We start from the raw sequence: 14,131 nt of genomic DNA, 5'->3' as shown, positions 1-14,131 counted from the left end.
TTTTCTATCATCAACTCACATCATACTTATGAAAGACTATGCAGACAATAGAATGCATTACAGGATGCTCATTTCTAAAATTAACGAAGAAGTTGACTTTTCTGGCTATTTACGAGTAAAGGGCTATGCCCTACTTAAATCAAGTTTGGGATCAAAAGAATTTGGAAAAGACCAAGAACGTATAGTTCTTAATACAAAGCACAGCCCGGTTTCCTACTTTAATAGAAATGACACAAAAGATAAGGGTTGGTTTTTTAGTTATTTACTTCAACGTACAGCTAATTTTTACGATGCTATTAATGTAGGGTTGGAAGCGATCAACGCTTGTCATTATTCCGAAACGAAGACCAACGCGCTTTTTCGTGCCAAAAAACCATCAAATCTGGAGGTTACTTTTTCAATTAAACCCCTTAAGAGATGGAACTATCTAATAAAAGATAGAGGGTTAAGCTTAAAAACTTTAGAGTCCGAGGCGTTTAACAATAAAGTTCTTAATGGTATTTACGATACATCAAAAGGAAATCAGATTACCAATATTGCTTTGCCTTTGACAGACATAGAAGGTAACATTCCGAATTACATTTTATTTAATAGGCCATATTGGAATACCAAAAAAAATAAACTTCAAAAGTTTAGAAGATTCATGAATTCAGAATATCATTTTCTGTTTACATCGAATGCATTAAAAAATATGAAGGCAATAGCCTGTTTTGAAAGTGCCTTCGATGCCATGTCCTATCATGAGTCCAACGGTTTGCCCAATCTATTTTATATGGCATTTAACGGGCAATTGGACGAAAGGAAACTAGAGCAATTTTTTTTATGGAAAAATAAAATTGACCCTGATGCCAAACTACCAATAAAACTAGGTTTCGACCATGATGTAGCCGGATTCTATTTTGATATGTATTTTCTTAAGTGCCTTATGGATAGGGAAAAGAAACAACACGATTTCGTCCTACATAGACAAAATAAAGAGCTGAAACTTCAAGTACATGGTCATAAAATAGGACTATTGGAAGAAAAACTTAGATCAGAATTAAAAGAATTAAATCATCAAATTGATTTGCAACCTGCGAAAATCATTTCCCTTAAAGAAACACTAATTATAGAATTACAGTTGGATAGCATTTTACGCCTCGGTCTCGGTACTTATGGATCACGTTGGTATTGGGAAAAGTTCTTTTCCATTTTGACAAATGCATTGGAATGTCCAAAGATCGAAATCCAAAAATCGCCCTTACATAAAGATTGGAACGAGGACTTACTATGGTTTAAAAACCATGAACAGGTTAAGGATGTTAGTTCAATTGACAGGGGAACAAAGAAAACCTTATGGGCAGTTCATAAGGTTAAGTACTTACCCAATTACTCCCCCATTGGAAAAGTAATGATGGTTGGTCTGGAAAAGGTGCTATGCGATATCGGTGAAGCAGCCTATCGATGGATTCCAAAAGATCAAATAATCTCTTTCTATCAAGAAAAGAAATCACAGTTATCCCACCAGGAAAGCTTTAAAAATATAAGCTATGGAAGAAAGAAATAATGGTTACTCAGGCATGTATCTTTCGGCTGCCTACTTTTTACTTATTGTTTCTGTGGAATATTATCCGTTAATAGAACATTTATTTGGACCTATGGAAATTCTTCAATCGGTTTATAATTTCCTTAGATTGTCCAATATTCCTGCAACAGGAATTATGTCAAGATACATTCTTGTCGGGCTTTTAATGGGTGGCATTATGATTTACAAGCCAAAAAGAGATGATAAAATATCAAAAACACCAACCTTAATTGGTTTCTTACTCTCCATTGGATTACTGTTTCTATCAGGTTGGCATATCCATGTAACCCAACTAACCCAAAAGCTCGGATTCATAATTTTTGCTTTAGGCTACATAGGAGCTATGACGTATGGTATGCGTTTATTTCAACTTATGAATTTTGATAATTTATCCAAAACCGACCCTTTTAATGAACGTAATGAAACGTTTTTACAGAACGAAGATTATATCGACACTCCTCATTCCGCAAACATCCCTTACTCTTATATTCATAAAAACAAAAAGCGAAAAGGCTGGATAAACTATGTCAATTTATTCCGTGCCTTATTGGTAATTGGAACCCCAGGCAGTGGTAAGTCCTTTTCCGTTATCGAGGAAATAATGGGTCAATTGATCCGTAAAGGATTTGCAATGGTCATTTATGATTTCAAATTCAACTCTCTCTCTAAAAAGGCATATGGCTATTTGATGGATTCCAAAACAAAAGGCACAAGTTCACAAGGCAATTATCCTGAAATGTTCTATATCTGTTTTGATGATCTTCGAATGACCCACCGTTGTAACCCCATGCATCAGAACCTTATAACCAACCAATCGGATGCTATAGACATTGCTGAAACCCTACTAAAAAACTTGAACCCGGAATGGATTCAAAAACAGGACTATTTCTCTAGGAGTGCAATTAGTTTTACGGGAGCATGCATTTGGTATTTGAAAAAGAAAGCAGATGAATTAAAATTGGATATATGTACTCCTGGACATCTTTCGATACTTTCTACGGTTAAAGTAGACCTGCTTATGCAAATAATGATGCAGGACAAAGAGGTACGTCAAATCTTAATACCCTTTAAGGATGCCTTGGAAAAGAAAGCTATGGAACAGCTATCCGGTCAAACGAGTACGGTTCAAATCAGTTTATCCAAGTTGGCAACCAAAGAGATTTTTTACGTGATGTCGGGCAATGATTTCACATTGGAGATTAATGACCCCGACCATCCCAAAATACTATCCCTACAAAACAACCCTGAACGTAAACAAGTATACTCCGCAGCTTTGGGCATGTACATGAACGGACTCATGAAAAAAGTCAACAAACCACAAAAACGGCCCATGGCTTTAATATTAGATGAGTTGCCGACACTATTTATCATGTTATTACGCACCATTATTGATACCGGTAGGGAAAATAAAATAGCCACGATTTTAGGTATACAAAGTTTTACCCAATTGGTTTTGGATTACGGTAAAGATATGGCAGAGGTAATTTATGATAACTGCGCAAATGTTATCTGTGGAGCTGCCAAAGGAGAAACAGCAAGAAGATTGAATGAACTATTCGGAAAAATACATCAAGAACAGATAAGTAAAAACACGAGTTCCAATGAAGTTGGCACCAACATAAGTACACAAATGATGGATCTATTACCAAGAAGTAAAATTGCGACCATGTCCACTGGATATTTTGCAGGCATTGTTGCAGATACGTTCGAGCATCAAATCAAGGAAAAAAAGTGCTTTGGACAATTAGAACCAGATATTCGTGCAAAAAGCTCAGCTATGGGATATGAATTACCTATAATCAATGAGTTCGTCCCAAAAGACTTTCAAATGAAGCATGATATGCTTCTCAATGAATTGAACACTGTTTACAAGGTTCCCTTTTTTAAATCACTTTTTGAAGAAACGAAAAGGCAAGTAGTTTTAGGAAGTTCATTTTTCTTTGAATACATAGATAAATATGAAAACAATGCTACAAAAGCAGTTCAGATGAAAGGCTTAGCCAAGCGCTACAACTTGGTGAAACATAGGTACGATCTAATGAATGTAATGTCCAGTGGAAATCCAGATAAGGCGATAAGAGAATTTTTCTCCGATATTATTAGAGAATATCTTATTGCATGCGAAATAGAGAGCGTGTCCAGCCAGAACTTTGAAAACATTATGAGAGAGGTTGACACCTTAGTGAAAAATGAATATTCATCGTTAACCGGTGAAGTTTTAAAAAATGCAATATTTGATGAAGAAAAAATAAATAGTGAAATGGCCAGTGCAATGAGTAATTCTGATGAAGCAGCCAAATCCTTTATGGAGAACTTCCAAAAGAACTTGTCCGAGGATGATTTAGAAACTTTGATTACATTGCACGAAGAATATGATACGGAAATGGAAGAGCCTTTTTCTTCCTATCCCATAGAAAGTTATGAATGATGGATATTGAAGGTATAATAAAACTTGACTCAAAGGACTTTGGTTATATTGGAGAACGTTTAAAGGAGATACGTCTTGAATTAATTGAAATAGATGATATTTCAGATAAACGGTTCAGCGAATTTTCCTTGACGAAACTGAGTGATAAGCTCCAAATAGACCGTAATACTTTAGTAAACGTAGAGCGGGGAATGTCCACGGTCAATTCTATAAAAATTATCCTTTATTATTATACTTTAGGCTATAATCCTATCTGGATTTTACTCCCGGATAATGAATTTGTGCCAAAACGTAGTTTGATTGAAAACATGGCCTACAAGGATGATCTTCAAAAGAAATTCCTTGAAATGGAATCTCAGATGATAGAGGCCATGAACGAATTCAAATCTTCATTGTAATACACCAGAACTTCATATTAACGACGTTCACTTCCTTATTTTCAGCATTTCTTGAACTAATTAAATGCTATATATATAGCTATAGGGCATTATTCATTTGAAGTACTAAATCAATAGATATAGCATTATTTGTATATAGCAATATTTACATATAGTAATAGCGATACCTATAGTTGAACAAAGCATTGAGGCTAGCATTAGTCCAATAGTGCAACCATTACATCTATAAACATATAATCAAACCTATATAGCATCATATGACGATATGTTCATATGACCCTATTGTCATATGATGCCTAAAATTAATACTATGAAAACAACAATTATATCTTGTGCAAGTGAAAAGGGAGGCAGTGGCAAAACGACCATTAATATTATACTGGCTACTAACTTATTCTTTAAGCACGATAAAAAAGTGGTTCTAATAGACTTGGATAATCCACAATACTCGGTTTACAAGAAACGGCAAAGGGATTTAAAGGAACTTTCCGAAGCGGAACAGCTAGCTGCGAAATTTTACCCAATAGAAAAATCAACTGTGAAAGAGTTGGATTCCATTATCAAAACCTACTATGGAACCGTTGACTTCATCATTTTAGACTTCCCAGGTAATCTTAACGAAGAAATGGTGAAAGGCCTTCTTTATGTAGAACATATATTTATTCCTTTCTTTTTGGATGAACTAGAAATCAATAGCACCGTAATTTTTTATAAAACATTAAAAAATAATTTTTTAGAAAACGATGGTAGGGTATTAAGAGGAGTCAACTTGTTCTTTAATCGCTACGAAAAAGTCAAAGTAAACAAGTTTGCAGCAATAAGGCGAGGTTTTAAAAAATCAGGCATGCCGCTAATGCAATCAGTAGTGATGGATAGGACTATTTACAGAGAGAAGTATCGCAATACCCTACAACCCATTCCTGAATCCCGTGAAAACGGTGAAATGGAATTGAATGAATTCATAAACGAAGTAATCGAAATTTTAAATGATTGACCATGGGAAAAAAAATAAATGTTAGCAGCTTGCTTACCGCGGCAATGATCGACGATATGAGTCCGGCAGAAACTGTAAAGAACTTAAAGGCTCAGCGGAATGAGGGAACCTCACCCGACATAAATCCAGGTAGTAACCGAAGCAATAGTAATTTTGATGAAATATCCAATACTTCTATTTCTACCCATCGGAATATAACAGCAACTAAGGAACATCCTAAGATTATAGGCTTGGAACACCTTTTGGCGGAGGAAAACTTTTCAGACAGAAAAGAACAATTTATCTTTAGGTTGAGCCAACAGTGTTTTGATGACTATGAAGAATTGACCAGGACTGTTAATTATAAGCTACATAAAAAGCTATCGAGAAACGATATTATGCGAAAAGTACTTGAACATTACCATACCAATGAATTGGAAGATTTATTAAGACTATTACATAACATTTGAATTGGAAGTGGGAACATATCGCTTGGTTAATCATTGGTGTACTCTGTATTCTTTGGTATATCATCGTATTTGTTATTTTGAAAAAAAGCAAACAAAAAAAAGTTTCCGATTCTCTTTCAAATGTGCAAAATTCTAATATATTTGTAAATAATTCATCTTTTGAAGATTTAGACATGGACCATTTACTCAACCAAGTCGATAAGAATGTAAGCAGTTCCGAACTGTTGGACATTTTTGGAACGTCTGAAAAGGATACCGAATCCTTAATTCCTAAAAAAAATGAAAAACTCAAGGTTATCAGAAATGAAGACCTTCCTGAGAACGAGGAAGGTCAGCCCCCACCAGATTAAGTATCTTCTTTTTGGTGGTATCCTATTATTACTACCATTTGAAACCCATGCTCAAATTAATGAGCTGGTAAATCAAGTAAATGCTGCCGAGCAAGGTGCATCACAAATTGGGAATAGCATTTTTCGAATAATCAAAATTGCTGCAGCCGTATTACTAGGAATCGCCGCAATTACTTTTTTGATTGTTCGGGAACAAAGTCAGGATTTGACCAAAAAAGTCGGGAATATCATTCTTGGCTTGGTAATTTTCTATGGACTATTGGAAATAGGCGAGAACCTATCTAGGTAGTCATGGAAGATAAATATTATCCTATCCCTAAGGCCTTACAGAAGGACGTGACCTTCTTTGGCCTAAAGGCTAAATATGTAGACCAAGCATTTAAAGGCATATTCATTTCGCTTGTACTTGGTATGATTTTAGGTGCCTTCACCACAACCTTACTGGGGTTTCTAGTTTCGTTAATAGCAGCATTTAGCTACTTTTTTCTAATGCTTTACTATTCATTTTCATTTGGTGAAAGTGGTTATTTAAAGGCAAGGGCAAACAAAGCCAGACCGACCTCCATTAAAGGGTCCTCAAATAAAAAAACGCTCTTGACATGGATACACTAAGCTTAATGGATGCTTTTCCAATTTATGGATATGAATCCCCGATCCTAGTTTCCAAAGAAAAAGGATGTCTTTGTATTCCACTCGAATTAAAACTCCCGGAAATATTCTCATTGGACAAGAATGAATATGCCAAGTTCAATCGCTTATTCGCCAATATTATAACCACTTTGGGAGAAAATACTTTGGTTCATAAACAAGATTTGTTCCTTACCGACAGCTACAAACTGGACAAAACGAGAGTTGATAGGGATTTTTTTGAATTGGAGGACGAGTTACACTTTGTAAACAGACCTTTTTTGAAACACCGCTGTTTTCTTGGACTCCATCTAGTTCCAAAGAATTATTTTAAATGTAATCCGCTAAGCGCAAATGGTTATTTAAAAAAATCAAAAAATGGTCTTTTCGATGGTCCAATACCTAAGGAGTACCTTGATACGACGGTCTTAGAGACTTTTAGGTTAAAGGCAATGGCGATTAATCAACTTATTAATGAAAGTGAGCTTTTAACTTCTACAATATCCAATTTTGACCACTTATTTGAAAAGGACGGCTATTATTCGAATTATTTAGAGGCAACATTTGAGGAGGGCTCCGGTGTTGATATTGATTTTGAAAATGCAACCTTATTCAATGGGAAAAAACAAGGTCAATTTTTCACATTGGAAAATTTGGATCAATTTGATACGGAAGCCATTTTTGATCATAGCTATTACGGTAAATATCACTCTGATGAGCATCCCTTTCCTATTGGAAACCTTTTCTCCTTAGGGTTCAAAATACCCTACGAACACATTATCAACCAGTATATATATCTACCGCCCAAGGATGCAGGTGTTAATAATCTTAAGAAAAGGGCAAAAAGGTTGAATAAATATGCAAACAATCGTAAAGGGGATAAAAATAGCATCTATAGAAATCAAATTCATCAGTTTGAGCAGAATTTGATTGAAGAGCATCAAGAACTGGTCTATTATCATTTAAATGTTTTGGGGTATTCTGAACACCTTGATGATTTTGGCATGATGTGCAATTCCATAAAATCAGCTTTTAAAAAAATAGGGGTTCATGTCAAGACCAATTCTGTAGATAGAAAGAATTTATTCTTTGGCGGAATTCTAGGAAATGGTATCGGGATAAGTTCAGAATTATATAGCCCAATGTCATCCAAAATGGCTGCTTCCCTTCTCTATTCCGAGGGAGGTTATAAAAATCCAGTTCATGGATTACATGGACTTCGAATGATTGACCGCGCTACACACAAACCTTTGTTAGTTAGCCTATATAAAGACCCAGAAAAGAACCATTGGATATTCAATCGAGGGATGCTGATTGCTTCTGGCTCAGGTGGCGGCAAAACGTATTTTGCAAATGCCTACCTATATGCCGAATATCGGGAGGGTGCAGAGGTCATCATTTTGGAAAATGGCAATTCTTATGACAAGCTAACAGCTTATTTGGAAGGTGTTACCATAGAACACGATGATGATAGGCCCTTTTCGTTCAATCCCTTTGTTCTGGACGAACAGGACTATCATATGAATCAAAACAACCTACAATTGGGAGAGCATAAATTGACACAATTGATCGTATTGTTACAACTTATTTTAGGACATGAAAAAACCAAAAGAAGCACTTCAAACAGTATCATACACCAGACAATTTTTGAGCGTTTAATCAACGGTTACTACCAAAATTCAGAAGTAACGGATAATTCCAATTTCGGGTTCAATAGTTTTTATAGCTATTGTGTTGATGCACTGCCTTTATTACTTAGTGAGCATAAAATCAACACCGATACTTTTGATTGCAATACCGCTTTAATGATTTTAGGGAATTATGCTGAAGGAGGCCCCCGTGAATACCTTTTGAACAGTAAAGACGAAAGAATATCAAAGCTAACGGGAGAACGCTGGATTTACTTCAAACTAGGTAACCTAATAGATAATCAACAGTTATTTCCCATTATCTCCTTTTTACTTATGGATGTCTTCAATAAAAAGCTTAAAGACCCCAAAAAATTAAGCATCAATAAAATACTTAATGTAGACGAAGCCTGGAACCTTTTTGATAATGAAATCATGGCGCAGTACTTAAATGCCCAGTCTAGAATGGCTCGGAAATATGGAGGCCAGCCTATATTCATTTCCCAAAAAGTGGACGATTTCATCACATCAAAACATATCGGAAAAACACTTGTGGTAAATAGTCACATAAAGGTTTTACTTGACATGGCCGAGTACTCCAATTCCTTTGATGACATTCAGGAAATATTGGGTCTGAACGCTAAGCAAAAACAAATGGTACTGTCCTTAAACAAGGACATATCTGAAAAAAGAAAATGTAGGGAAATTGCCATTTGTTGGAAAGAAAAGGTAGGAGTATATGGTCTGGAAACCTCTTATTCTACAAAATGTCTCTTTGAAACTAATCCCAATGAAAAGGCGCTTATCAATTCTCTTTTGGAAAAAAATAAGAACGATTGGAAAAAAACTGCACTTGACTATAAAGAACTAACTACAAAAAACGAGTCTTTATGAAAAAAACGACACTAGTACTCATACTCTGTCCAATATTAAACTTTGCTCAAATACCTGTAACGGACGTTGCGGCAAATGGTCAATTGGGACTTTTAAATACGAACATCCTTGCCCTTCAAGGTCAGGTTAGTTCTTTAAACGGAAATATGGCGACCTTAATTCAATTGATGCAAAAAAACGTAACGGCGACCACCAGTACATCCAAAGATATATCCCAAGATATTTCAGCCAAGCGAACAGCAGCAAGTTTTGTGCTTGGATCTCCTGAAATATCACAGCTTATAACTATCAAGAAAAAATTTTTAGAAGCGTATAGCGGTGTAAAGAAGAACTTAAATGATTATAACCATTTAACGGAAAAAGAGCATCATGAAGCAGAGCAATTTCTAAGTGAAATGGTTGCAATGTTATCCACACAGATTGCGCATGCAAAAACGATGGCTTCAACTCCTGAACTAATAGATTCCTCTGCACGCCTCAACAAACTCCAAAATATTGTTCAAAAAATGGAAGATGTTTTGAACAGTGTAATTGAACTCAACAGGAAATTGGCGCAAAGAAACGAGCACCGTAGGGCGATACAATCTATAATTTCCGTAAACTGATTAGAGCATGCAAGAAAGTTCCGGCTTCCGTTTCTTGGTCAATACACTTTTTGATGAATACCTTCAGGAAGCTTTTGATTCATTGGGCCCCACCTTATCGGTTGGATTCCATTTTGCGAAGATTGGTATCGGCATATTTGCAATACAGCACTTTGCCAGCCCAGACAGGGGCGATTTATGGAAAGCATTAAAATGGTTCCCCTTGTTATTTATACTATTCAATTACGAAGTGTTTGCCTTAGCCATTTTTGAGTTCTATGACAACTTGGGAAAATCCTTTGTTGGCACTGAAAAAAATTGGGACAGTATTAATATGAAGGTGGCCAAAGCTCAAATCGAGTCCTTTTCAGAATCCACAGCGGAATGGAATCTATTTAGTATTGACCTAAATGCGATACAATCCCTTGCTATGGCAGGGCTATCTGGGGGTATAACTTCAATTGCGCATGTAGTGTCGTCCATAATATTTGTAGGTATCAAATCACTCTCTATTATTTATTTATTCATTCTCATCATTTTTGGACCCATAAACATTGGGCTTTCCTTTATCCCAGCCCTTTCAGGGCTTTTCAAAGCATGGCTCCAGAAATTCATGAGTGTTTGTTTATGGGTTCCCATGTTATACGTCGTAGACGCATTTATGGTAGAACTAGTTGACTTGTTGACCACGCATTTGCTTCAAAATAATGCAAAGGATATTGGTATAGTCCTGACCGCATCCCTTTTAATATTAATGACCTCGTTTTTTTATATCAAAGCCCCTACCCTGGCCAATTTTGTTGTGCAAGGTTTGAACATTTCGGGGGGTAATATGGTTTCAAAACCTAAACACTATGGTAAAAAAGCAATAAATACCGTAATCGATGCCAAAACTGGGGGTGCATCAAAGGGGATACGAACCTTAACACAATGATATTATGAAATGGGCCATAACAAGTTCTGTCAAGCATTGAGATGTCCCGACAGCTATCGGGATGGCGAATTGCATATGACCCATGAAAAACGATAAAAATAAACAGATGAAACATCAGTATTACATTTTTAATGATATCCAAAGGAATCAAAAGAGAAATCAGATTTTGGTTTATTTAGCATTGGCAGTGGTCCTGATAACCGCTATCGTTTCAATGTATCTAGTCCATACCGCACATAAACAGGCGCGCTTTAATGCCTATGTTATCCAAGGAGGCCTTCGGACACCTATTGAACCTATCACAGACAATAAAGAGCAGCTTCGGTTACTTACTGAAGGACATATTCGTCAGTTCCACGAGCTTTTTTTCTCCCTTGAGCCCGACTTAAACCATATAAGAAATAATATTGAACAAAGAGCTCTTTACATGATCGACAATTCAGGTAAACGGTTATATGTTCGGTTGGTCGAAAAAAAATATTTCCACGATGTTGTAATGAACGACTATCGCTATCTTATTGAGCTTGATTCAGTTGTAGTTGATTATTCAAAGTATCCGTTTCCATTTACCTACTATGGAAAACAATCTATAGAAAAAGGAAAAAATATGACCTACAGAAATTTGCTTACTAAGGGATTTGTAAAAGAAACCGGAATAACGGCAAATAATTTAAACGGAATGAAAATTATGGACTTTGAGGTAGTCGATAATTCTGATGTAACAAAGTAAATGATGGGAGATATAAAATCTAAAATAAATCATTTTAAGGATTGGGTGGTAAAACATAAAACCCTCTCCATTGCACTGCCGATAGTTTTTGTTCTCAGTAGTTTTTTTGTTATTGAAAATATAAAGGATTTTCAATCCATTTCCTTAGAAGCAGAAGAATCAAATGGATTTAATCCTAACCTTCCTTCACCAAACACAAAAAAATCCACACAGTTAGAAGACGAGGCGCTATGGAAACAATCTTCTACGAATAATGACTACCAAAATTCCAATTTTGAAAACTCTCCAGAATTGCTTGAAAAATCTCAAAAAGAGGATTCCATTAAAAGGGTTTTAAAGGAATTGGAAGATATTTCATTTGACTTAGAACAAAATCAACTTTTAATATCCGACGAAAGTCTAACTCAAGAAAAAATGGGAAGTAAGAGCACCAGAGGACAAGGAGGCCAAATGAATGAAACTTTGGAAGCTCGCATTAACTATAAAGAATTACTGCGGGAGAGCAAAGAAAAAATGCTCGAAACCAGTAATGCGAATCCCCCTTCACTTCTAGCCGAAAAAGGGACTCAAATATCCAATTTCGTTCAAGCTAAGGTCAAAGTATACCGAGATCAATTCGTGTTGCCCGATGATAGGGTCCAACTTATTGTAGCGGAAGAATTTGAGTATGATGGCAAAATTATTCCTAAGAATACATTTTTTTATGCCCTCGCATCTGTACAAGGAAATCGGGTGCTATTAGATGCGGATAACATAAACCATATACCGATTAAGGCGACATTGAAAGACCTAAGGGATGGAATGGAAGGAATTTATAGTGAAAGAGCTGGGGGTCTTTGGGGCGAGTACATGGCCGAATCTCAAAATAGGGCGGTAACCGAATTGACAAATGAATTAACCACTGGATTGGGCGGGAATGTAAACAGCCTGATGACAGGCTTAGGGTCTTTTTTGAAAAGGAAAAAATTAAGGGAAAGAGATAAAATTCTATTGATCAATAATCATGAACTTCTAATGACAATTGAATGAGGCATATTTACCTTATACTATTAATCATCTATCCTTACGATGTTCTATTCGGACAAGCGGATACCATTCAGGTTTCAAAGGATTATAAAACTATTTTAGTTTTACCGGAACCCTTTTCATTCTCAATAAATGGGAAAGATTTGAACTTTATTGAATCATTCCCTAAGAGCACTTCCGAAAAGGCCACCCACATCGTAATGCTTACCTATAACGATGTTGCACCGGTCAAACAGGATTACACCAATTATACGGTTTATACAAAAGACGGATTGGCTTACGATTTTATTCTTGATTTGATAGACATCCCAAAAGTTAAACGATGGAATATCAAAAAAGAAATGGCAGATAACGTATCCAAGGAACATTTAGCAATAAATAATTCCGAAAATATCGATAAAGAAATCATTAAAATAGCGGATGTAGCATTGCCCAACCAGATTGAAACTTCAGCCAATGACGGTATAGAAAATATTAAAATTACCCCACTATCAACTTCTTTATATGACGAAGACAGAATTGCCTATCTGAAACAAAAATGCGAGAACCATATTGGTGATAAAGGAAATATAGCCCGGTATTTTTCTAAAATAGGGGACGTTTTTGTTTGGCTAAAGGGAGTGTATTATGATCGTGAGGAGCTATATTTTTTATTTAACATAGAAAACAAAGAGCCGATAGACTTGGATATCAATTTTCTCAAATCTTTCATCGGCACAAATTACAGACAAAGTAGCAGCAACCAAAAAAGTGAGTTCGAGCCAATATACAGATATGCCCAACCTTCCAGGGTAGAAGGAAATACATCGGCCGCATTTTTCATGGTTTTTGAAAAATTCACCTTAGATAAAAACAAGCACTTAGTACTAGAACTGGATGAATTAAATGGCAATAGAAATATTGGTCTTGACATTGAACATCTATTGATAAATCGACCTAAAAAATTTGGAAAATGAGAAAAATCAAAAGATATGCTTTCGTATTAATTGGTATACTTTCCTTTCTTTTAGGAGGTCAGCATTTAAAAGCGCAAAACTATGCCAGTAGTTTAGAATTATCCTCAGGTGTAGTCGAGGATGGTTATGGGATAAATGCTGGGTATAATTATTACCTAAATAGGTTCAGATATATTCAAGGGGCTGTGTTCTTATCCTTTGCTGAAGATAATCAACAGGGTTTCAGTGTACCCTACAATAATTTCACCCTAAATATTGGTTATTTCAATAATATCATTGAGGCCCTTAATAGAAAATTTGCCGCTTCTTTAGGTGCTGGGCCGGTAGTTGGGTATGAAATTATAAATAACGGGGAACAGGAACTTTCTACCGGAGCCTTGGTCAATAATAGTTCTGAATTCATCTATGGCGGCTTCGTTGGTGCAGAATTGGATTTTTATTTGAGTGAGTCATTTTCAATAATTGGAAAAGCAAATCAATACTATCACCCCTCAAGTGATTTAGGTCAATTCGCCTTTTTCGGTGGGGTCGGTATTCGGTATATACTGTTTTAGGGTTATCCCCTGCAA

Annotated in this window: 15 protein-coding genes; all 15 read left to right on the top strand. The window is 35.9% G+C overall.

Annotated features, from left to right (window positions below; all coding sequences use genetic code 11):
* The first annotated feature begins 28 nt into the window (after positions 1-28).
* Positions 29-1,546 carry a hypothetical protein gene (locus tag ACZ41C_RS15995; protein ID WP_464562864.1) on the top strand — a complete coding sequence of 506 codons (1,518 nt, stop codon included), beginning with the start codon at positions 29-31 and terminating at the stop codon, positions 1,544-1,546.
* The gene (locus ACZ41C_RS15990) at positions 1,530-3,992 is read left to right on the top strand and encodes a TraM recognition domain-containing protein (protein ID WP_464562863.1); all 2,463 of its coding nucleotides are present in this window, start codon (positions 1,530-1,532) and stop codon (positions 3,990-3,992) included. Before ACZ41C_RS15995 ends, ACZ41C_RS15990 begins: the two co-directional genes overlap by 17 nt.
* Complete coding sequence (locus tag ACZ41C_RS15985) at positions 3,989-4,390, top strand: helix-turn-helix domain-containing protein (RefSeq protein ID WP_097440245.1); 402 nt, start codon at positions 3,989-3,991, stop codon at positions 4,388-4,390. The genes ACZ41C_RS15990 and ACZ41C_RS15985 overlap by 4 nt, the downstream gene beginning before the upstream one ends.
* Positions 4,391-4,700: 310 nt before the next feature.
* Complete coding sequence (locus ACZ41C_RS15980) at positions 4,701-5,384, top strand: ParA family protein (protein WP_464562862.1); 684 nt, start codon at positions 4,701-4,703, stop codon at positions 5,382-5,384.
* A 2-nt stretch (positions 5,385-5,386) separates the two neighbouring features.
* Positions 5,387-5,833: a hypothetical protein gene (locus ACZ41C_RS15975; RefSeq protein WP_464562861.1), complete on the top strand. Its 447-nt coding sequence runs from the start codon at positions 5,387-5,389 to the stop codon at positions 5,831-5,833.
* Positions 5,834-6,006: 173 nt separating this feature from the next.
* The gene (locus ACZ41C_RS15970; RefSeq protein WP_464562860.1) at positions 6,007-6,183 is read left to right on the top strand and encodes a hypothetical protein; all 177 of its coding nucleotides are present in this window, start codon (positions 6,007-6,009) and stop codon (positions 6,181-6,183) included.
* Positions 6,113-6,472, top strand: coding sequence for a hypothetical protein (locus ACZ41C_RS15965; protein ID WP_464562859.1), 360 nt, complete (start codon positions 6,113-6,115; stop codon positions 6,470-6,472). The genes ACZ41C_RS15970 and ACZ41C_RS15965 overlap by 71 nt, the downstream gene beginning before the upstream one ends.
* Before the next feature lie 2 nt (positions 6,473-6,474).
* Positions 6,475-6,795 carry a DUF4133 domain-containing protein gene (locus ACZ41C_RS15960; protein WP_097440250.1) on the top strand — a complete coding sequence of 107 codons (321 nt, stop codon included), beginning with the start codon at positions 6,475-6,477 and terminating at the stop codon, positions 6,793-6,795.
* Positions 6,783-9,332, top strand: a complete 2,550-nt coding sequence (locus ACZ41C_RS15955) for a TraG family conjugative transposon ATPase (RefSeq protein WP_464562858.1) — start codon at positions 6,783-6,785, stop codon at positions 9,330-9,332. Before ACZ41C_RS15960 ends, ACZ41C_RS15955 begins: the two co-directional genes overlap by 13 nt.
* Entirely contained in the window at positions 9,329-9,937 is a 609-nt protein-coding gene (locus ACZ41C_RS15950; protein WP_464562857.1) for a hypothetical protein, read from the top strand. Before ACZ41C_RS15955 ends, ACZ41C_RS15950 begins: the two co-directional genes overlap by 4 nt.
* A 7-nt stretch (positions 9,938-9,944) precedes the next feature.
* Positions 9,945-10,850, top strand: a complete 906-nt coding sequence (locus ACZ41C_RS15945; RefSeq protein ID WP_464562856.1) for a type IV secretion system protein — start codon at positions 9,945-9,947, stop codon at positions 10,848-10,850.
* An 82-nt stretch (positions 10,851-10,932) separates the two neighbouring features.
* Positions 10,933-11,580 (top strand): hypothetical protein, encoded by a 648-nt coding sequence (locus ACZ41C_RS15940; protein WP_464562855.1) that lies wholly within the window; start codon positions 10,933-10,935, stop codon positions 11,578-11,580.
* Positions 11,581-12,609, top strand: a complete 1,029-nt coding sequence (gene traM / locus ACZ41C_RS15935) for a conjugative transposon protein TraM (RefSeq protein WP_464562854.1) — start codon at positions 11,581-11,583, stop codon at positions 12,607-12,609.
* Positions 12,606-13,562 (top strand): DUF4138 domain-containing protein, encoded by a 957-nt coding sequence (locus ACZ41C_RS15930; RefSeq protein ID WP_464562853.1) that lies wholly within the window; start codon positions 12,606-12,608, stop codon positions 13,560-13,562. Before traM ends, ACZ41C_RS15930 begins: the two co-directional genes overlap by 4 nt.
* Positions 13,559-14,116 (top strand): conjugal transfer protein TraO, encoded by a 558-nt coding sequence (locus ACZ41C_RS15925; RefSeq protein WP_464562851.1) that lies wholly within the window; start codon positions 13,559-13,561, stop codon positions 14,114-14,116. Before ACZ41C_RS15930 ends, ACZ41C_RS15925 begins: the two co-directional genes overlap by 4 nt.
* Positions 14,117-14,131 lie beyond the last annotated feature (15 nt).

It is taken from the genome of Maribacter sp. C-4077 (assembly GCF_055378385.1).
This window is presented reverse-complemented; position numbering and strand designations above follow the sequence as displayed.

Coding starts and splice junctions, on each gene's coding strand:
- ACZ41C_RS15950 (WP_464562857.1), top strand. CDS start 9,329: ATGAAAAAAACGACACTAGTACTCATACTCTGTCCAATATTAAACTTT.
- ACZ41C_RS15930 (WP_464562853.1), top strand. CDS start 12,606: ATGAGGCATATTTACCTTATACTATTAATCATCTATCCTTACGATGTT.
- traM (WP_464562854.1), top strand. CDS start 11,581: ATGATGGGAGATATAAAATCTAAAATAAATCATTTTAAGGATTGGGTG.
- ACZ41C_RS15965 (WP_464562859.1), top strand. CDS start 6,113: ATGAAAAACTCAAGGTTATCAGAAATGAAGACCTTCCTGAGAACGAGG.
- ACZ41C_RS15940 (WP_464562855.1), top strand. CDS start 10,933: ATGAAAAACGATAAAAATAAACAGATGAAACATCAGTATTACATTTTT.
- ACZ41C_RS15975 (WP_464562861.1), top strand. CDS start 5,387: ATGGGAAAAAAAATAAATGTTAGCAGCTTGCTTACCGCGGCAATGATC.
- ACZ41C_RS15990 (WP_464562863.1), top strand. CDS start 1,530: ATGGAAGAAAGAAATAATGGTTACTCAGGCATGTATCTTTCGGCTGCC.
- ACZ41C_RS15945 (WP_464562856.1), top strand. CDS start 9,945: ATGCAAGAAAGTTCCGGCTTCCGTTTCTTGGTCAATACACTTTTTGAT.
- ACZ41C_RS15985 (WP_097440245.1), top strand. CDS start 3,989: ATGATGGATATTGAAGGTATAATAAAACTTGACTCAAAGGACTTTGGT.
- ACZ41C_RS15960 (WP_097440250.1), top strand. CDS start 6,475: ATGGAAGATAAATATTATCCTATCCCTAAGGCCTTACAGAAGGACGTG.
- ACZ41C_RS15970 (WP_464562860.1), top strand. CDS start 6,007: ATGGACCATTTACTCAACCAAGTCGATAAGAATGTAAGCAGTTCCGAA.
- ACZ41C_RS15925 (WP_464562851.1), top strand. CDS start 13,559: ATGAGAAAAATCAAAAGATATGCTTTCGTATTAATTGGTATACTTTCC.
- ACZ41C_RS15955 (WP_464562858.1), top strand. CDS start 6,783: ATGGATACACTAAGCTTAATGGATGCTTTTCCAATTTATGGATATGAA.
- ACZ41C_RS15995 (WP_464562864.1), top strand. CDS start 29: ATGAAAGACTATGCAGACAATAGAATGCATTACAGGATGCTCATTTCT.
- ACZ41C_RS15980 (WP_464562862.1), top strand. CDS start 4,701: ATGAAAACAACAATTATATCTTGTGCAAGTGAAAAGGGAGGCAGTGGC.